The organism is Arthrobacter sp. Y3221114, assembly GCF_059092625.1.
Genome location: NZ_JBNHHW010000011.1, coordinates 1 through 19468, shown reverse-complemented (window position 1 = coordinate 19468; position 19468 = coordinate 1). Strand labels below are relative to the sequence as shown.

General features: G+C 60.4%; 14 protein-coding genes. 7 read left to right on the top strand and 7 right to left on the bottom strand.

From position 1 onward, the window contains the following. Positions 1 to 56: 56 nt before the first annotated feature. The 4 genes from AC5RV3_RS17695 to AC5RV3_RS17680 all read right to left on the bottom strand — a co-directional run bounded on the left by AC5RV3_RS17695 (position 57) and on the right by AC5RV3_RS17680 (position 3386). Entirely contained in the window at positions 57 to 521 is a 465-nt protein-coding gene (locus AC5RV3_RS17695) for a response regulator (RefSeq protein ID WP_494123202.1), read from the bottom strand. 172 nt (positions 522 to 693) lie between these two features. Further along, a complete protein-coding gene (locus AC5RV3_RS17690) occupies positions 694 to 1344 on the bottom strand; it encodes a response regulator (RefSeq protein ID WP_494123201.1) in 651 nt (216 codons plus the stop codon). Positions 1345 to 1354: 10 nt separating this feature from the next. Beyond that, positions 1355 to 2596 (bottom strand): GAF domain-containing sensor histidine kinase, encoded by a 1242-nt coding sequence (locus AC5RV3_RS17685; protein ID WP_494123200.1) that lies wholly within the window; start codon positions 2594 to 2596, stop codon positions 1355 to 1357. After that, positions 2580 to 3386 (bottom strand): TetR/AcrR family transcriptional regulator, encoded by an 807-nt coding sequence (locus AC5RV3_RS17680; protein WP_494123199.1) that lies wholly within the window; start codon positions 3384 to 3386, stop codon positions 2580 to 2582. The genes AC5RV3_RS17685 and AC5RV3_RS17680 overlap by 17 nt, the downstream gene beginning before the upstream one ends. Positions 3387 to 3689: 303 nt before the next feature. On the opposite strand from AC5RV3_RS17680, the gene AC5RV3_RS17675 reads away from it, so the two are divergent. From AC5RV3_RS17675 to AC5RV3_RS17655, 5 genes are all read left to right on the top strand, one after another. Continuing rightward, complete coding sequence (locus AC5RV3_RS17675; protein ID WP_494123198.1) at positions 3690 to 4517, top strand: SDR family oxidoreductase; 828 nt, start codon at positions 3690 to 3692, stop codon at positions 4515 to 4517. Between the two features lie 25 nt (positions 4518 to 4542). Beyond that, positions 4543 to 5835 carry an acyl-CoA dehydrogenase family protein gene (locus AC5RV3_RS17670; protein ID WP_494123197.1) on the top strand — a complete coding sequence of 431 codons (1293 nt, stop codon included), beginning with the start codon at positions 4543 to 4545 and terminating at the stop codon, positions 5833 to 5835. A 17-nt stretch (positions 5836 to 5852) separates the two neighbouring features. Continuing rightward, positions 5853 to 6953: a phosphotransferase family protein gene (locus AC5RV3_RS17665; protein WP_494123196.1), complete on the top strand. Its 1101-nt coding sequence runs from the start codon at positions 5853 to 5855 to the stop codon at positions 6951 to 6953. Between the two features lie 295 nt (positions 6954 to 7248). Beyond that, a complete protein-coding gene (locus AC5RV3_RS17660; protein WP_494123195.1) occupies positions 7249 to 8118 on the top strand; it encodes a 3-hydroxyacyl-CoA dehydrogenase family protein in 870 nt (289 codons plus the stop codon). A gap of 168 nt (positions 8119 to 8286) precedes the next feature. Further along, positions 8287 to 9501 carry an iron-containing alcohol dehydrogenase family protein gene (locus tag AC5RV3_RS17655; protein WP_494123194.1) on the top strand — a complete coding sequence of 405 codons (1215 nt, stop codon included), beginning with the start codon at positions 8287 to 8289 and terminating at the stop codon, positions 9499 to 9501. 99 nt (positions 9502 to 9600) lie between these two features. On the opposite strand, the gene AC5RV3_RS17650 is transcribed toward AC5RV3_RS17655, so the two are convergent. Then, positions 9601 to 10311: a TetR/AcrR family transcriptional regulator gene (locus AC5RV3_RS17650; protein WP_494123193.1), complete on the bottom strand. Its 711-nt coding sequence runs from the start codon at positions 10309 to 10311 to the stop codon at positions 9601 to 9603. A gap of 391 nt (positions 10312 to 10702) precedes the next feature. Between AC5RV3_RS17650 and AC5RV3_RS17645 the strand changes: the two genes are divergently transcribed. Then, a complete protein-coding gene (locus AC5RV3_RS17645; RefSeq protein WP_494123192.1) occupies positions 10703 to 12649 on the top strand; it encodes an acetate--CoA ligase in 1947 nt (648 codons plus the stop codon). Positions 12650 to 13099: 450 nt separating this feature from the next. Here AC5RV3_RS17645 and AC5RV3_RS17640 read toward each other — a convergent pair whose 3' ends face one another. Both AC5RV3_RS17640 and AC5RV3_RS17635 read right to left on the bottom strand, forming a co-directional pair. Further along, a complete protein-coding gene (locus AC5RV3_RS17640) occupies positions 13100 to 15919 on the bottom strand; it encodes an FAD-binding and (Fe-S)-binding domain-containing protein (protein WP_494123191.1) in 2820 nt (939 codons plus the stop codon). 511 nt (positions 15920 to 16430) lie between these two features. Continuing rightward, the gene (locus tag AC5RV3_RS17635) at positions 16431 to 17264 is read right to left on the bottom strand and encodes a hypothetical protein (RefSeq protein WP_494123190.1); all 834 of its coding nucleotides are present in this window, start codon (positions 17262 to 17264) and stop codon (positions 16431 to 16433) included. A 743-nt stretch (positions 17265 to 18007) separates the two neighbouring features. On the opposite strand from AC5RV3_RS17635, the gene dctP reads away from it, so the two are divergent. Further along, on the top strand, positions 18008 to 19195 hold the full coding sequence (gene dctP, locus AC5RV3_RS17630; RefSeq protein ID WP_494123189.1) for a TRAP transporter substrate-binding protein DctP: 1188 nt from the start codon (positions 18008 to 18010) through the stop codon (positions 19193 to 19195). The last annotated feature ends 273 nt before the right edge of the window (positions 19196 to 19468 follow it).

Genomic DNA, 19468 nt, shown 5'->3' with positions numbered 1-19468 from the left:
GGGGATCCGTCGACTGTGACGGGCTGATTCCAGTCAACCGGGGACGCGACGCCCGCTCAAGCGTCCCGGGATGCGTTCACACCGGGACAACTGTCGCGGTCCCGCCGCCCCCTCCGGGTCCGGGCTGACGCAAAATTCACCGCGGACCCCAACGAGCGGCCAAGGACCGCCAGAGTATCGTTACGAGCGTCGAACTTGGCAACAAAACCATCCGCTCCCGCATCCAACGCGAGCCCTCTGTGCTCAAGCCGCGAACCGGTGGCGATGACTGTACTCGAAGTCGTCGTTTGGAAATGCTCGATGAGGCTGGATGCCCGGGACTGGTCTTCCATGGTTACGTCGACAATGATCAGGTCGTACGCAAAAGCTTCCGCTGCGCGGCAGGCCATGTTCGCGTCTGCCGACTCGTCGATTCGGAGCCCTGGACTAAAAACCTCGAGGAGCCGCCGAAGTGCGCCCCGTACCCGTCGGTCGACGTCTACGATCAGAACGCTGACATAGTCAGAGCTGTCACCTGCCATGATTCCTGCTCCCTTTGTCCACTTACGCGGTGCACAGCGAAGGTGCTTCCGCGTTCATCGTCTGATATTCCAGTGATCCGGCTTCAGGCGAATCATGCTTATAAGCGAAGCAGAAATAGCAAGCAGCGGCGACGGGACAGGGTCCCGTTCATCGTGGGACAAATGACTCGATCTATTGAATCGGCGCGATGCCTTCCCGGATAGCCCATAGCGCTGCCTGGATTCGGGAGGACAAACCAAGTTTGGTGATGATATGGCTCACGTGGGTCCGCGCGGTTCTTTCGCTAATGAAGAGGTCGTCTGCTATCTCCTGGTTTGTATAGCCTTTAGCGACGAGCTTGATGACCTCCCGTTCCCTGGAGCTTAAGCCGGAGGTGACCTGTGTGCGCATTGACCGGGCGACGACTCCGGCAACCAGGGGATCCAGATAAACTTGTTCGTTGAAGGCTGAGCGGATAGCTGCCGAGACCTGCTCCGGGTCCGAATCCTTGAGGAGATACCCCGTAGCGCCGGCCTCAAGAGCGGCATGAATTCTAGAAGCGTCGGAATAGCTGGTCAAGGCCACGATTTTCAGGTCCGGAAAGACGGCGTGGATTGCCTCGATTGACTGTATGCCATCCAGAACGGGCATGTGCAGATCCATGAGCACGAGATCGGGCACCACCTTACCTTCGGCCCCTGCCTCGGTGAGGAAGTTGAGCGCTTCCTGGCCGTTTTCGGCTTCCCCCCATACGGAGATGCCATCCTGCATGTGAAGGTAGGCCCGCAGGCCATGCCTCACAAGAGCATGATCGTCTACGACAAGCACGTTAATCTGGTTCAATCGTTGCCCCCTATTCTCGAGCTTCAGGCAGAAGGACGCCTGGGAGAGCCGCATGGACGATAGTGCCGTCTTCGCCATTGAGGCGGCGAACCGACACCGTACCTCCATGTCTCGCCAGTCTCTCGCTCATGGTGCGCAGACCGAGCCCGTCGTTACGGTCTTCCTGCCGTGGGATACCCTCGCCATCATCAATGACTTCAATGACCAGAGTCGAGGGTTCCTTTCTGTCTGGCTCGACTCGAACTGAAATATACTGCGGCGTTGCATGCTTGACTGCGTTTCTTACGGCCTCGGCCGTAGTCATGAAAAGATCTTCCGCCACCTCCTCATCAAGCTCCATAAGATCATTGCCACTACTCTGCACAGTGATCGGGATCCCTTCCCGTGCCTGAATGGCGGCACAATATCTGCGCAAGGAAAGCACCAGCCCGTCTTCCCCAAGTCCAGTGGCCCGCTTGGACATGATCAAGGCACGCATTTCCGCCAGGGCATCCTTCGAGAGCTCATGTATTTCCGACAGCCTCGTCGACAAGTCGTTGATCTGGCCTGCCGCGGCCTCCATCTGGAGAGCTTTCGTGCGTAGCGACAGGGAAAAGAGGCCCTGAGTCACGGAATCATGCAGGTCCCGTGCCAGCCGGCGCCGCTCTTCTCGTGCGGCATCGATTCTCAGCCTGCGAAGCATGCGCGCATTCGCGATGGCGATTGCCGCATGATCAGCTACCGCGCCTAGGAAGGCCAGATCCTCGTCATCGGGTTCCCTGCCACTGGTCAAGAAGCCGGTAATCGCGCCGACCACGGCATCATCCGGATGGACCTGTTCCCCTCCTCGAAAAGGGGCAGCGACAAGCACGTCGAGGTCGAACCCGCCGACGACATCGCGCAACACGCCATATCGGGGGTCCCCCAGCATCTTGGTCCGCCACCCCCTTGCCACGACAACGGAATTCTCGTGTACGGCACGCAATGTCGTCAGTGGGGCGCCCCGTTGACGGGCAGCCTCCAACACCTCCGCGTAATCAACAGGCAAGCCTGCGACACCGGCGGTGACAATGGTGTCAGCCGGACCGACGAGAACCACCGCACAGGTTGCAAGTCCGATCGTTGTCCGTGCCTCAGCGGCCAGGGCATCCAACACCTCCTGAAGCTGGTCCCCCCGTGCAATCACCGAGGCGAGCCGTGTCAGGGCAGCTAAGTGGCGATTCTGGCGGCTGGGATCCATGTCCGAAGCAGCCCCCTTATCGACAGTAGCCATCACTCCAACCCCTTCTAAATGCAGGCCTGCAGCGGTCCTCTGGACTAATCGAAACTAACGGACCCGACATAGTCTCTGAACGGGGCTCAGCCTGTGCTTGGCCTAGGGCGATTGCTACGTATCTGGTGGCGAGTTCCTCGGGGGTCAGCGGGCCGTTGGGGCGGTACCACTGTGCGACGCCCGTGCACATGGTGACCACGGCCCGGCTGGCCTCTTTGGGGAACTCGGCGGTGAAGAGCCGCTCCGATACACCCCGGCCGACGATGCCATCAAGAATCCGTTGCTGCCGGTCCCGGGCCGCGATGTGTTGCTCGCGTGCCCCGTTTTCAAGACTACGGATTTCACTGGCGGCGATGAACGCCAGATCGCTGCGGTGGGCGTGGAAAAGCACGAGGCATTCGATGTGGAGGCGGAACTGCTCCTCGACGGACTCCCCGGCCTCCGCCAATGCCGCCTGGCTTCGGGCATACAGATCCGCCATAGCGTGCCGGACGATTGCCACCAGGATGGCTTGTTTCGAAGGATAGTGGTGATAAAGGCCGGGCACGGACAGCCCCACCCGCAGAGCCAGGGTCCGGATGGTCGTCCCGTGGTACCCGCTTTCCACAAAGCAGTCCAGCGCCAGCTGCAACATTTCCGGCAGGGCAGGTTCGGCGTAGTTCCGCCAATCCAGGATCTCCGGACGGGGTTCCCGTGCAGGGCCGGGACCGGCGTCGCCAACAATGGCGCCAAGGCCTGCTCCGCTCCCGTACCCGGCCTTGATATCAGTCTCCCGGCCTCGCGCGTTCATGCCCGGCTCCCTTCCGCTCCGCCTAGTGTGACCACAATTCGTCCTGACGCAAACCGCCCCTTGACACCGAATGGCGTGACCCGGCACACTGATTCTACCGAGCGATCGCTCTGGAGTAAATGCATTCGGTCCTTCGTTTGCCCGCAGAACCGCCGCCCACAGGATAAATCACGGCACGGATTCGCCCTGACGCTGCCCACTCCATGCGACGATCGGTCGAGGATCTGCCTATGACGTTCAGGCTGGATTGGCCGGGGATCCCGTTTAGTAAATGATGCGGCGCACCCCTTCGAAAGGAATTTCATGACTGGCATCACCTCTTCAGGCAATCCCGGTCGGGATAAGCCTGCTGCGGCAGGAGAAGTCGACGCCCATAGGCTCAGCGGTACCGCCGCCATTGTTACGGGCGCGAGCCGGGGTATCGGGCTGGCGATTACTGCTCGGCTCGTCGCCGAAGGCGCTCGGGTCTGCATCACTGCCCGCAAGAAGGACGCCCTTGAAGAGGCGGCGGACAAATTTCCTAAGGGGTCCGTGATTGCCGTCGCCGGCAAGTCCGACGATCCCGATCATCGGCGCGAAGTGCTCGATACGGTGGCCGGGAAATTCGGCCGGCTGGACGTTTTGGTCAACAACGCCGGAATTAATCCTGTCTACGGTTCCCTGATGGAACTTGATCTGGACGCTGCTCGCAAGATCATCGAGGTTAACCTCCTTGCAACGCTCGCTTGGGTCCAGGACGTTTATAAGTACGAAGACCTGAGTTTCGCCAGGAACGGTGGATCCGTAATCAACCTGTCTTCGGTTACGGGGCAGACGCCCTCACCGGGCATCGGCATGTACGGCATCAGCAAAGCTGCGATCGGCCACCTGACCCGAACTTTGGCTGTTGAGCTCGGCCCGAAAATCCGCGTCAATGCCATTGCCCCTGCCGTGGTCAAGACGCAGTTTGCGAAGGCGCTCTACGACGGCAAGGAAACCGAAGTTTCTGCCCGGTATCCCCTCAACCGTCTCGGTACGCCGGAAGACATTGCTGGAGCCGTCGCCTTCCTTGCCTCCCCTGACGCCTCCTGGGTCACAGGCCAGGTTCTCAATCTCGATGGTGGGCTCCTCTCCGCAGGCGGCATTGCCTAACTTCCGATATCCCGAAAGGACACCTATGAGCAACCAAACGCTGCCGGCAGAACTCGAAGGACTGAGACTGCGCACCAGAGAATTCATCCGAACCGTCGTTATGCCAGCCGAGCCCAAACCCGGCGAACGCTTGAACCATGACACGAGACTCAGCCTTCAACATGCTGCCAAGGAAGCCGGGGTGTTTGCCCCGCACGTTCCCACGGAGTTCGGCGGGCAAGGTGTCCCTATTGAACACTGGTCCCCCATCTTCCAGGAAGCCGGATATTCCCCCATCGGCCCATCGGCACTGAACTGCATGGCACCTGACGAGGGCAACATGCACATGCTCAACCTCATTGCCACGCCGTCCCAGAAACAGCGTTACCTTTCTCCGCTGGCCGCCGGTACGGCGCGCTCCTGCTTCGGCATGACCGAGCCACACCCGGGTGCCGGCTCGGACCCAAACGCGTTGCTCACCAGAGCAACAAGGGTTCAAGGCGGCTGGTCAATCAACGGCCACAAGCGTTTCATCAGCGGCGCGGATGGCGCAGCATTTTGCATCGTGATGGCGGCCACTGATGAGACACCAGTCTCGGCAGCTGGGGCAACGATGTTCCTCGTGGACATGGATAACCCGGGAATCCGCCTCGGGGAACAAATTCATACCATCGACAGGGCCATCGACGGCGGACACCCTCATCTCTACTTCGATGATTGTTTCGTGCCGGATGAAGCGGTCCTCGGTGAACCGGGACAGGGCTTCAAGTACGCCCAAGTCCGCCTCGGTCCGGCCAGACTCACGCACTGCATGCGATGGCTTGGCCTGGCCCGCCGAGCGCTCGATATAGCGATGGACCGCACTGAGCGACGCGAACTCTTCGGTTCTTCGATGAAGGATCTTGGGATGGTCCAGGAAATGATCGCCCAATCTGTAATCGACATCGAAACCTCCGATGCCATCATCACCAAGACCGCTTTCCTATTGGAAACCAACCCGAAAGCCGGTTCTGCCCTGTCTTCGGTGGCTAAGGTCCACTGTTCCGAGGCCATTCACCGGACCATCGACCGGGCCATCCAGATCTGCGGCGGCGACGGCGTCTCTGACGGTCTGCCGTTGGCCTCGTACCTCAACGAGGTGCGCCCCTTCCGGATCTACGACGGGGCAAATGAAACTCACAAGTGGGCCATCTCCCGCAGAGCATCCGCCCGGCGCCGAGCCGCAGTTGCAGGGGGCGAAGCGTATCTGGCAGATGTAGACGCACCCGTTAACCCAAGGTGGTCGAGCCGTCCGGAGAAAGCCGAAGACGGGCATAGCGAAACCGCAGGAGTCCGCTGATGCCGACGGCTCCCCTAATGACCACTGTTCCCGATCAGGAAGAAGTTGTCGTATCCCGCGCAGATGCCAGCCGTTTGGAATCACCGCCTCTGTTGATTATTGATGCCGTCACTGAGTTCTTTGACGCGAACTCGCTGGGGGCGGGACCGTTATCATGGGCGCGTATCGGTGACGGACAATCCAACATCACCTATCGGATCGAACGCGGGCGGGACGTCTTCGTCCTGCGGCGCGGTCCCCGCCCACCATTGCCTAAGTCCACTCATGACATGGCTCGGGAAGCACGAATCCAACAACTGGTCCGGCAGGCCGGTCTGCCGGTACCTGAAATCCTAGCGGTCTGCGAAGACGCCTCCGTCCTCGGGGTTCCTTTCTACGTCATGTCCTTCCTGGACGGAACCATCATCACCGACAGCATTCCGCGCCACCTGGATTCCCCGCAGCAGCGTGAGGCGACCAGCGCAGCCCTCGTAGACACCCTGGTCCAGCTGCATCAGATAGACGTGAGTTCCGGCGCGCTGTCTACGTTTGGCCGTCCCGACGGTTACCTCTCACGACAGGTCGAACGATTTTCCAAGTTGTGGGACATTAACACCACCCGGAACCTCACCGAGGTCACCAGCATCGGGAACTGGCTGGCCCGAAACGTTCCTGACAGCCAGGCGGCGGCGGTAATCCACGGGGACTACCGGGCCGGAAACATCATGTTTGCTCCCCAGCCACGGGTAGAAGTCCGCGCCATATTGGATTGGGAAATGGCCACCATCGGAGACCCCTTGGCCGATCTGGGATACCTGACCGCCACTTATGCCGAACCCGGGAGTATTTCCACACCCCTGGAACTGACACCAGTAACCCGTGAACCGGGATACCTCAGCCGTGCCCAACTCATCACGAGATACAAGGAACGCACGGGCCTGAGTCTGGAAGCTCTGCCCTGGTATCAGACACTTGCCCTCTGGAAGGCTGCGGTATTTTGCGAGGCGATCTACACCCGATGGCTCCGGGGAGAACGTCCCCACGACACCCATTTTGGACCGTCCCTGGAAACCGGCGTACCCCGGTTGCTGGCCGCTGCACGGCAATTCGCCCGCCTCGGCGCAGAGTCCAACCGATGATCAGGTGTCCACCAATGAGAACGGACCGCCGTCATCGGCTGTATCGGCGCCCGAGCCCTAGCCTTGCCATACCCAGATCCGGTCCGCACATCGGCGTGGCCGACAGTGATGGGTCTCTGTCATGCTTGCTGGTTCCGGACCTTTCCCCAGGAAGGACTGCCCCGGGGAAACAGTCCGATATCCGGGGTACCCGCCACGTCCATGGCTTTGAGCGCCGGAATCTGAATTATGCAGTCGTTACAATGTGCAATTGCGGTGGCCGCAGGCTAACCGCCTTTATCAGGAGGTATGGTTCATGACTGGTTCCGCCACCTCGATTGCCGCAGTGGGTGTGGCCGGATCCGGAGCGATGGGCCGAGGCATCGCGCTGACCTGTCTTCGTGCCGGCGTCTCAGTTGTGTTGCACGACACAGCTGCAGAAGCGTTGCGGGAGGCACGCAAGCATATCGAATCCGATCTGCAACGCCTGCTCTCAAAAGGGCAGATGACAGCAGGCGAACTCCAATCATGTGTGTCACGTCTCGATCTCGGCGAGGACATTTCCGCGCTGGTATCCTGCGATCTCGTCATCGAAGCGGTTCCGGAAGTCCTGGAGATCAAACAGGAGGTGCTGCGCCGCATTGAGCAGAACGTTAGCGTTGCGACAATCATCGCCACGAATACGTCCTCGATCCCAATCACCAAACTCTCGCGTTGCCTGGCGGATCCCAAACGGTTCCTGGGAATGCATTTCTTTAATCCGGTACCGCGGATGAATCTCGTGGAAGTCATTCCCACCGTGCTGACCAACACAGTGGCCTTGACGACGGTGGAACGGTTCGTACGTGAGCAGCTGGGCAAACGGGCATTGATGATTTCAGACCGTCCGGGCTTTGCTGTTAACGCTCTATTGATTCCCTACCTGATCTCGGCGGCCCGGATGCTGGACAGCGGCTACGCCAGCGCCATTGACATTGACGAGGGAATGAAACTCGGTTGCGGGATGCCCATGGGGCCTCTGGCGCTGGCCGACTTCATCGGTCTGGACATTGTCGTTCATGTCGCAGACTCCATCTATGCCGAAACCAAGGACCCGGCAAACATCGTACCGAACAACCTTCGCCGCCTCGTGGAAGCAGGCCACACCGGCAGGAAAGCTGGACAAGGGCTGTACACCTACGGTTGAACGGGCCATCGCGGACAGACATAGAGCGGCTGCGTGGGGTGAACAACCGGGAGGCCCATGAATCAGACATCCTTTCCGCTTCACGGTGCGAAGTTTTGGTGGTTCGCCTAGCTGCAGCACAAGCGGCCTTGGCAAACCGTTTGAAGAGTTCAGGTTCGAAGTGGAGGAATGGGTGGAAACGCTGCGCCAGGATTGGCGAACAAAATGACCAGTCCAGAGTCATTGCCACCGGTAGTTCATACTGCCAGCAGGTTGGTGCGGGGTCCGTCAAGGATTTTCTGGGGCCAAGGTAGCTTCAGCAGCATCGTCGGCGAGCTGGACCGCACGGGATGTCGCCGGCCAATCGTCATCTGCAGCCGGTCAATTGCGCGTAGGGCCTCCCTTCTCGACGCCATAGACGAGGCAACGGGCGGAACTATAGCCGGAGTCTTCGACGGAGTGCTGCCGCAAAGCCCGCTGCCGGCCGTAAACGCCGCTGCCGACGCCATCAGGGATTCCGGAGCTGATGGGATCATAGCAATCGGAGGTGGTTCCGTAATGGTGACAGCCCGTGCGGCGAACATCCTGCACGTAGAGGGTCGTGACATTTCCCGGCATGCCACCAGTTACGGAAGTGACGGAACAGTGCACAGCCCTAGGCTGAAAGGCAAGAAGCTTCCCATGCTGGCGTTGCCGACAACGCCGACAGCCGCGACAGGGAAAGCGGCCAGCGCGGTGACATCGGACGACCGCGCCGACCGGTTCGAGTTGTTCGACCCGCAGACCCGCGCACGGGCAATTATCGTAAGTCCTGAACTCCTGGCTACGTGCCCTCCCCCGGTAGCCGCCACGGCAGCAACGACCACCCTTGTCATGGCGGTCGAGGGCCTGCTGTCCCCCACATCGAACATTTTTTCAGACGCATCCCTGGTGCAGGCGGCCCGCAATACGATTGAGTTGTTGCCCCGATTGAAATCCGAACCGGCCGATGCAGACGTTTACGTTGATCTGGTGCTCGCAGCACTTCTGACGGGCGAAGGTACAGATGTTGCTGGCGGCGGCATTACAGCAGCCATTTCCCACACAATTGGATGGCAATACGGGCAGCACAACGGCCTGGTCGATGCAATAGTGCTACCGCACCGGCTCGACCACGAAGCGGTGAGGCGCCCGAGGGCTGTTGTCCGGACCGCGAAATTTTTCGGGCTCTCAGTCCATCGCTTTCGGGCTCACTTGGTTTCCGCATTCGCAATGCTCGGCGTACCGGCCAGGCTCCGTGACATTGGCGTTAAGGAAAACAGCTTGACCGGCATCGCGCACCAGGCAATGAGTGATTTTGCGGTGCGGACGGATTCGGAGGTAAATGAAGCGGATGTGCTTGCCGTACTCCGAGCCGCGTGGTGATAGGAAAGGATGGCACTCCGACTACGGGATCGAAAGACGTCAGGACAGTACCCGGCGTCTGGCAGCGGTTTGCCGCCCAGACATAGTGTTGGATGTTGTTCAGTGACGGCTGCCCAGGGCACCTCGGGCGATTGCTACGTATCTGGTGGCGAGTTCCTCGGGGGTCAGCGGGCCGTTGGGGCGGTACCACTGTGCGACGCCCGTGCACATGGTGACCACGGCCCGGCTGGCCTCTTTGGGGAACTCGGCGGTGAAGAGCCGCTCCGATACACCCCGGCCGACGATGCCATCAAGAATCCGTTGCTGCCGGTCCCGGGCCGCGATGTGTTGCTCGCGTGCCCCGTTTTCAAGACTACGGATTTCACTGGCGGCGATGAACGCCAGATCGCTGCGGTGGGCGTGGAAAAGCACGAGGCATTCGATGTGGAGGCGGAACTGCTCCTCGACGGACTCCCCGGCCTCCGCCAATGCCGCCTGGCTTCGGGCATACAGATCCGCCATAGCGTGCCGGACGATTGCCACCAGGATGGCTTGTTTCGAAGGATAGTGGTGATAAAGGCCGGGCACGGACAGCCCCACCCGCAGAGCCAGGGTCCGGATGGTCGTCCCGTGGTACCCGCTTTCCACAAAGCAGTCCAGCGCCAGCTGCAACATTTCCGGCAGGGCAGGTTCCGCGTAGTTCCGCCAATCCAGGATCTCCGGACGGGGTTCCCGGGCAGGGCCGGGACCGGCGTCGCCAACAATGGCGCCAAGGCCGGCTCCGCTCCCGTACCCGGCCTTGATATCAGTCTCCCGACCTCGCGCGTTCATGCCCGGCTCCCTTCTGCTCCGCCTAGTGTGACCACAATTCGTCCCGACGCAAACCGCCCCTTGACACCGAATGGCGTGACCCGGCACACTGATTCTACCGAGCGATCGCTCTGGAGCAAACAGCATCTGGCTTTTCTTCGGGCGGGGTGCAGCCCGCCCGGATTAACGCCAACCGCTCCGGGCACTAATGGCACCCTACCCCAGTAGTTGCATTGCGGGTGTCGCCCAACGTTATCGTATTGGCCGCCGAACGGTGCCGCGATCAACCTCGCAGAGGCCGGCCCAAAGTGTTAGTGGTATCGGGCATCAACAGCATCCTCGTGCTGTGAACCGGCACGGAGGACAGGCTTGCCACTGGTCAGCTTCGCGGCTCCAAACAGAAGAAGGGCACATGAAAAACCAGGGATTGTCGAGCTACCAAGCAATTAGACAGCACAGCATGGAATCCGGGAACGACTTTTGGCTCTCTGCTGCCGCCGGGATTGACTGGATTACTGACCCGACGCGCGCAATTGATGTGCAGGACAACGCAAGCTGGACTTGGTTTCCAGACGGGAGGTTAAATACGTGCTACAACGCGGTCGATCGGCATGTGGAGCAGGGCCGTGGTGATGAACTCGCCATCATCTATGACTCCGCGATGACCGGTGCTAAGGAGAGGATCACCTACCGCGAACTGCAGGACGCTGTTGCAGCGTTCGCGGGAGCACTCAAGGCGAACAACGTGGGAAAGGGCGACCGCGTCATCATTTACATGCCGATGATCCCCGAAGCGGCAGTCGCAATGCTGGCCTGTGCCAGGATCGGCGCAGTGCACTCGGTTGTCTTCGGAGGCTTCGCAGCGAACGAACTCGCCACAAGGATCGACGACTCGCAAGCTAAGGTTCTGGTCACGGCTACCGGCGGACTCGAACCGGGAAGGGTAGTTGAGTACCTGCCCCTCGTGCGCCGGGCGCTGGAGCTGAGCACAAACGTACAGACCGTCATCGTTAAGCGTCGCCAGACGATCCCCCATGACCCCGCTCACTCTGCCAGCACTAACGACGTTCAATGGCTCGACTGGGATAAGCAGGTCGCGGACGCTGCGCCAGCAGAGATCGTCCCGGTAAGTTCCTCCGACCCGCTATACATTCTTTACACCTCCGGTACGACCGGAAGCCCCAAGGGAATCGTGCGCGACAACGGGGGCCACGCAGTGGCGCTCAACTGGTCAATGAGCAACATCTACGATATTGCCGCGGGCGATGTCTATTGGGCAGCCTCCGACGTTGGCTGGGTCGTCGGCCATTCCTACATCGTCTACGGGCCGCTTATCGCCGGTGCCGCCACCGTCATCTACGAAGGGAAACCCGTCGGGACCCCTGATGCCGGAGCATTCTGGCGCGTCATCGAGGACCATTCGGTGCGAGTGCTGTTCACCGCGCCGACTGGCATCCGGGCCATCCGCAGCATGGACCCGGAGCTGTCCAAGCTTGCTGAGCATGACACGAGTAGCCTGCAGGCACTCTTCCTCGCCGGCGAACGTCTCGACTCAGAAACCTACCATTGGATCAAGGAGGGCCTCGAACGCCCCGTCATAGACCACTGGTGGCAGACAGAGACCGGATGGGCGATTTGCGCCAACCCCATGGGAATCCATCCGATTCCGACAAAGCCGGGTTCCACATCGTTACCGATGCCCGGTTATGATGTCGCCATTCTCAACTCCTCCGGCGAGCCGATCAGGGAGGCCGGAGTCCAAGGCAACATTGCCATCGGCGTTCCCCTGCCGCCTGGCGCCTTGCTCGGCATATGGGGCAGCGAGGACCGTTTCCGGAAAGCGTATCTGACCGCGTTCCCGGGATATTACGCAACGGGAGACTCTGGCTACTTCGACGATGACGGGTACCTTTTCGTAATGGGGCGCACCGATGATGTTATCAACGTCGCCGGCCATAGACTCTCCACCGGCGCCATCGAAGAAGTGCTGCTCCTCCACCCCGATGTAGCTGACGCCGCTGTTGTAGGCATTAAGGACGAAATGAAGGGTCAGCGGGCGGCCGGCTTTGTCACCCTGAAATCCGGCGCGGATGCCGACCAGAACGTTCTAACCGCCGCCTTGACTAAGCTCGTCCGGGACCACATTGGACCCGTTGCGGCGTTCCGTGACGTCACCATAGTGCAGCGACTCCCCAAGACGAGATCCGGCAAGATCTTAAGGAAGACAATCCGTCAGATCATCGACGGAGAACAGCCTGCCATCCCCCCCACTATTGAGGATCCGGCAGTGCTCGAAGCACTTGTGGCTAAGGTAAACCAGCGGCGGGAGGTGCCTCTGCGGTTTTCGTCAAGCTGCTGAGGGTATGTCCCAAGGAAGATCTCGCTTCCGGTTGCGTTTCTGCGGATGGAGACTTGTTCGCGTTCGTGGCAGCTTGCTGCCATGCGTGCAGCCCCTCGTCGCCGGCTCGATTGACGATGCCGGCGGGGTTCGCTGACGGGCTGACATGATCTGGTCCCCCCCTTTATCTGGCGGGACAGGAGGGAACTGGCCGCGGACTCCCGCTACCCTGGCTTGGCGCCTCGAAAAGATTCTCCTCGCTGGCTCCTTCCCAGATTTGGAACGGAGGTTGGATCATCAGGGCATGGCCTCCGTTCCAATGTGCCTTACCGGAACGCGAACCGCTGAGTTCTCCCTCTCGTGACGGCGGCAGGCCTCCGCGGGGACAGGGATGCCAATCAGATGCCGGACCTCCCAGCTCTTCGATTAGGGCCGCAGCATCCCGCGAAGCTGCATCCGTCTCAACAGCGCTCAGGGATCTTCCGACGGGCGGCTCGCCTCCTCCAGCAATTCCAGCACGTGCCGGTACGTCTGTCCGGACGCACGCGTCATTCCCAGCTCACACGTGCGGTTGCAGGAAGCATGGGCGCTGGAGTCAAGATCGGCTACCTCGGCTGCCTGCTTGAGCGTTGCTGATTCGGTCAGTTCCGGATGCAGCATCCCTCGGTCACCGGCGAAGGCGCAGCAGCCCCAGTTCTCGGGCACCTGTACCCGTTCCGCCACAGCCCCAGCGACTGTTGTCAGGGCACCATTCAGCCCAAGCCTGGTGGACGAACAGGTTGGATGCAAGGCCAAAGATTCCAGCTTGGCGTACGAACCCAACGCCGGAAGGATCCGTTCAACCGCGAACTGTACGGCGTCCATGACTCGAAGCGGACGCTGGCCCGACCCCGGAGACTCGGATTCTATTACGCTGATTAGTCCCTCGGTACAGGAGGATGCATCGCAGACTATCGGAAGTTCACCGTTGCGGCTGGCCTTCCGCAAGGCGGTCAATGTGCGAGATCGCATCGCCTCCTGCCCTTTGGTGAGGCCCTTTGACGACCAGGGCGTACCGCAGCACAGGGCATCAATGTCGTGAGGCACAAGCAGCGTCACGCCGGCTCTGTCGCAAAGCTGCTCGAAGCTAAACTGTATGCCGGCATGGTCCGGGGAACCGGCCGGGCCAAACATCGTTTGGACGCATGCCGGGAAGTAAACCGCGTCCGGTGCCTCTGTCGGGGCCGGTCGTTTCCGTGTCGAACCTCCGGTCGGCAGTTCAGGCGAATAGAGAGGGACGGTATCGGCTCCCAACACCGCTCGGACTGTCCTATTCGCGGCCCCAATGACGCCGGAGGGTAGATTGTCGGCCAGCGTCAAAGCTGTAGAGGCGCTTCTTATGACGGTGCCCCAATGATCAGCGGCTACCTTCCAAGCGGCATCCGCCACCGGGTGCAATTCCTCCCGGCGGATCCGTTTGATCAGGCTGCCGGTGTTGATGTCCACCGGGCAGGCGGTTTGGCACATCCCGTCCACGGCGCAGGTCTGCACCGCGTCGTAGTCGTAGTCCTTTTCAAGGGCCGCTGCAAGTACGGTATCGCCGTCAAGCCTGGCCTGTTCGATAGCGCGCAGAGTGACAATGCGCTGCCGTGGAGTCAACGTTATGTCTTTGCTGGGGCATACCGGTTCGCAGTATCCGCAGGAGACGCAGCGGTCCACTTCCTCGGCCACCGTGGGGTCAGCCTTGATATTGCGCAGGTGCGCCTGTGAATCCAAGTTCATGATGACGCCGGGGTTCATCATGCCTGCGGGGTCGAACAGCCGCTTGATCTCCCACATCACCTCATACAGTTCGTTACCGTACTGGCGGCGCACGTACGGTGTCATGACACGACCTGTGCCATGTTCTGCCTTGAGGGAGCCGTTCTCGCCCAGCACCAGATCCACCATGTCCTCCGTGAAGGCGTTGTAGCGCTCAAGCTCTGCCGGGGAAGCGAATCGGTCTGTCAGCATGAAGTGGATGTTGCCGTCCTTGGCGTGTCCGAAGATGACGCTGTTCCGGTACCCATACTTATCGAACAGATGGTTCAGCTCGCGGCAGGTCCGGGCCAGTGATGGCACCGGCACGACGACGTCTTCCAGCAAGGCCGTCGTCCCCCGCGGACGGGCACCGGCCACCGCTGCATATAGGCCCTTCCGCAGATGCCACAGTTCGGCACGAGCGGCGGAATCAGTGGTGAACATCGCTGGGGCGCTGAGACCCATCGGTGGTACCGTCGCCGCGCCGGAGATCCGGGCATCAGAGAGTTCCGCTGCACTGTCCGCCGTATATTCCACCAGCAACGCGGCGTGGTTCCGTACCTGCAGATCACGGATGAGAGCGGGCGTCGTTGGGAGGGTCTGCCCCACTTTCAATGACAATGCGTCCATCAATTCAACCGTCGCGGCCTGGGACTCGACCAGCGAAGGCAGCACCAGGTTTGCCGCCTGCAGGTCCGGAAATACGAGCAGTCCGGTGGCGACGTGCGCGTGTGTTGGGACAGTACGGAACACCGCCTCTGCCACAAAACCCAAGGTCCCTTCGCTGCCCACTATCAGGTGAGCAAGCATGTCTACCGGGCGCTCGAAATCCAAAAGGGAGTTCAGCCCGTACCCCATAGTGTTCTTCATGGAGAACTGCTGAGTGATCTTACGAACGGATGCAGGGTTGGAGCGGACCCGCTGCGACAGCCGCCCCAACCCTTCATGCAGCGCCGGTTCAACTGCGTACAAGCGCCGATCGGCATCGGGCGCCCCTGTATCCACCACAGTGCCGTTCGGCAGCACCACCGTCATTGACTCAAGCGTGCTGTAGGCGTTATCCCCTGTGCCGCAGTGCATGCCAGAGGAGTTGTTGGACACCACGCCGCCGATGGTGCACGCTAATTCGCTCGCCGGATCGGGCCCGAATTTCCGCCCGTATCTTGCCAAGCGGGCGTTGAGTGTTCGCACGGTAACACCCGGTTGCACTCGGACTCTTGCCCCGTCGTCAAGCACCTCGATTTTCTTGAAGTGCTTGCGCACATCAACCAGAACGCCATCAGTCACAGCTTGTCCGCTCAAACTCGTTCCGCCTGAGCGCAAGGTCACGGGCATGCCCAAATCTCCACCCACCTGGAGTAGCCGACCGACTTCGGAAGCACTCGTCGGCGTGGCCACTGCGCGGGGGATCATCAGGAAGTGTGAGGCATCATGTGCCTTCGCATGAAGGTCTATGGCGCGGTCGCTGACCTGTGCTGGGCTGGCAAGAGCGGCACGGAAGGCTGCGAGCATGGTGTTGTCCTGTTCTGCACATCGGCTTTTGGCGCACAACACTGACGTTGCGGATTGGGCTGGAGATCTGACAAATACATGTGCAACGCCTGAGGTGAGGCGACTGACCTGGGCCCAAATCGCCCCGTCGCCACAGTGAAGAATAGGGCAGCATTCAATGCTTCAGGGTGCGACGCCGCTGCTGGCCTATACGCAGGGGGCTTCACGCCTCTACCGCATATTGCCCGGAGGGCATGTGGCCGCCGGGCAATCACGGTACATCACGTCGGCGCAGCATGCCGTTAGAGTCGGACGTCTCCGACCTTCGTCTGGATTAGCCCCTGCAGATGTGGACGCTCCCCGGTTAGAGCGCCGCGCGAAACCTTCGGTACTGGGATTATCCTCAGCAGTGGCATCATCGATGCCACTCGTGGCGCTGGAGTTGTTCCTGTGGCTTATCGGGCGATTCCTGACTGGCTATCATCCGGTTCCCGCGATGCCCGGGTCCGCGTCACGCGCCTCAACGTACAACTCAGTTGCTCCCATCAGAGGTAGGCCAAGGATCGTTCTCTGCCATGGAAACCACTAGAAGTGTGGTCGTGCCGTGGAATCGGTCGATGTGTCCCTCTCCAGTCCGGTCGGCCGCAAGCACAACGTCCCCGGTACGAAAGTGCTCGACCGTTGCCTCACCGCTGACTTCGAGTTCCAGGTCGCCGCCCAACATCAGCACCAGATTGGCTTGCACCTCGGGGTGCATGTCGATGAATGTTCCGTCCTTCGCCTCAGCGAAGTAGATGCCATTGGTAGGTCGACTTCGGCTATATGTGCCGGCTTCGGCCTCAAACAGCTGCTCAAAGCCCGTAAAATACGACGTCCCTTCCGCAGCTTGTCTCATCGTCCGTAGGTTCGGTGTGGAAGGTGGGGCTTTTTCATCATCATCCCGATGAAGCGGTTCACCTTCAGCAGGCCACTCGCCTGCAAGGCGAAGGGCAACAAGCTGGGTACCACTGCTGTGGCGCATAGCCCCATTCAGCTCGACCGGCTTCTCAAGAAGCAGCAGATCCCCGCGACCGAATTTAACGGGGGAGGCATTTCGAGGTTCGAACTCAAGCCATCCGGACGCCACAAAGAACATCTGCGCTTGCGCCCCCAGGATGGTCGCGGCGTCGTCTGTTTCCGGTAGAACGAGGCTACGGACCTCGTCAATTGGGATAAATGGCCGGCTCGGTAGCGGAGGGAGTTCGCCGCTGGCCCGTAAACGATAGTTAGTGCCATCGATGTCACCTTCAAGTCGAGCTTTCGGGAAGGTCAGCTCCTCTATGCCTACTCCGCCTTCGCTGAGCGGGAAAATTCGCTTGGCTGTCATTCATTCCACCTCTTCGTGTCATGGATCCACGGCAGGCGATCATGGCAACATGAGCGCAGAACCGCGAATGATTGTGTTGGGAATAGCATAGGCAACCCCGACACAGGTACCGGTGGTTTCGCCTCGCGGCAACGGGCCTCCGGCCCAACCACCTGCTGCCAGACCGTAGAGTCCCATCTGGCTCCTCTAGGGTCGGTTGCTTCCAGTCAACCGGGGCCACAAGTCCCGTTCAAGAGCTTTGGGACGTATTAGCACCGCGACAAGTGTCGCGAACATACTGGGCCTACACGTGTCTTCGTCCGATAGTTGGATTGGGTGCGGTCAGCGGCTCAATAGACAGAGGCCTCGCACGATTTATCCCGCTCTATCAAACCGATCGGTGTGCATCAAAAGTCCAAATCAGAGATCAATGTGCACGAATCCTGATGCCGCACCTCCCGCTGGCACCGGAACAATTCCAACAGCGAGGCCCGAGCTTGGCGTGCGACCCGCCCTGCGACTCAAGTTTCGCCCGGTCGCCTTCAGACAAGAACCTTGGCGACTTGCAGCTCTCCGAACAGCGGAACCGGGCCTCAGGTCCCGAGCGTGGTGGCGAGGAGGGCTTGACAAATGAAGGCCCACGAGTGATGCTCGTCACCACGAGCGATCGATCGATCGGTTACCGATTCGCTGACATGGGCTTGCTGGTCGCGGTTACGAAGCTCCTGGATCACCAGTGATGTTGAAGCGGATGGACACTCTGAATGATTATGAGCGAGAGGGATGGTCAGATGCAGAACCGGATCAGGAATTATGTGCGAGGGCAAGGCCAGAACACTGCGGGACGGCGACGCACTATCGGCGCAACGGTTGCAGGCATGGTTGCGATGTCTTTGGCGGCCACTTCATGTGGTTCGGCCAGCAGCGGGGCAGCAGAGGGAGTAACAAACCTTGTCATTACGGCCGTCACCAATAATGCTGAGCATCCCGATACCCAAACGTTGATTGCGTATATGGACGAAGTTGTCGAGAAGACTGATGGGAAGGTGAGTTATGAGATCGAGTACGCCGGCGCGGGAGGGACCGGTTGTGACTCTGCCGAGTCCCTGCAGTGTGTGCAGGACGGCCGGGTAGACATGGCGTTGGTATCGCCGGCGTATACGCCCGCCGCGTTCCCGGCGCTTACTGTTGCTGATCTGCCCACGTGGGGAGCTACCGATCAGGCAAGGATGATTGCTCTGTCCGCGGTGCGGGAAAAGCATTCCGCGATTGACGATGAGCTGGACGGCCTCGGAGTCAAACTGCTCCAGTTCTTCCCGGCCACAGGAGCGATAATGGGCTCAACGGAGCCGATTGATAGCATCGAGGATCTCGAGGGTCTCCGGACTCGTTCCACGGGATCGTTTACAACTGCCCTCGCCGGCGTGGGGGCGAACCCGACCACCGTGTCCGCGACGGAGCTTTACGATGCGCTCGACAAAAACGTAATGGACGCTTACGTCATGACGCTGGGCGGCATCGCAGGGTGGAAATACTACGAGGTGGCACCGTACACCACGGACACCGGATTTGGCTCGTACTCTAACCAATCAGTACTAATTAACAGCGACGTTTTCGCGAGCATGGATCCTGAGGTCCAGCAGGTCTTCGAAGAAGTCAGTGACGAGTTCTTCGCCGGACGCTCCGTGGACGTTCGAACTGAGAAAGACGCTGCCTCCTGCGAACAGGTGACTCAAGGGTCAAAGAAATTCACGGTCTGGGACCAGTCGAAGACTGATGAATGGAAAGAGCTCGTCGCAGACGACGTGAAGCGCGAGTGGATCGCAGGTGCTGAAAAGGCAGGAGTCCAGGACGCCGAAGGAATCTACGAAACATTTGTTCAGGTAGCCGAGGAGAATCGCGACGCTGGGTCCGATCCCTTGCTCGCCTGCTTGGAGACACTGAAGAACTGACCGGTAAGCGTCCCTAGCGCGCCCAACGGCTCACCTCGTGCCACATAGACCCAGGCTGGGGGTCCTGCCAGTTGATTCAGTTTTGCCTCCCCCCTTCCCGTCAGCGGTCCTTGGTCGTTGGTTGGGGTCCGCGGTGGATTTTGCGTCAGCCCGGGCCGGGAGGGGGAGGCGGGACGGCGACAGTTGTCCCGGTGTGAACGCATCCCGGGACGCTTGAGCGGGCGTCGCGTCCCCGGTTGACTGGAATCAGCCCGTCACAGTCGACGGATCCCC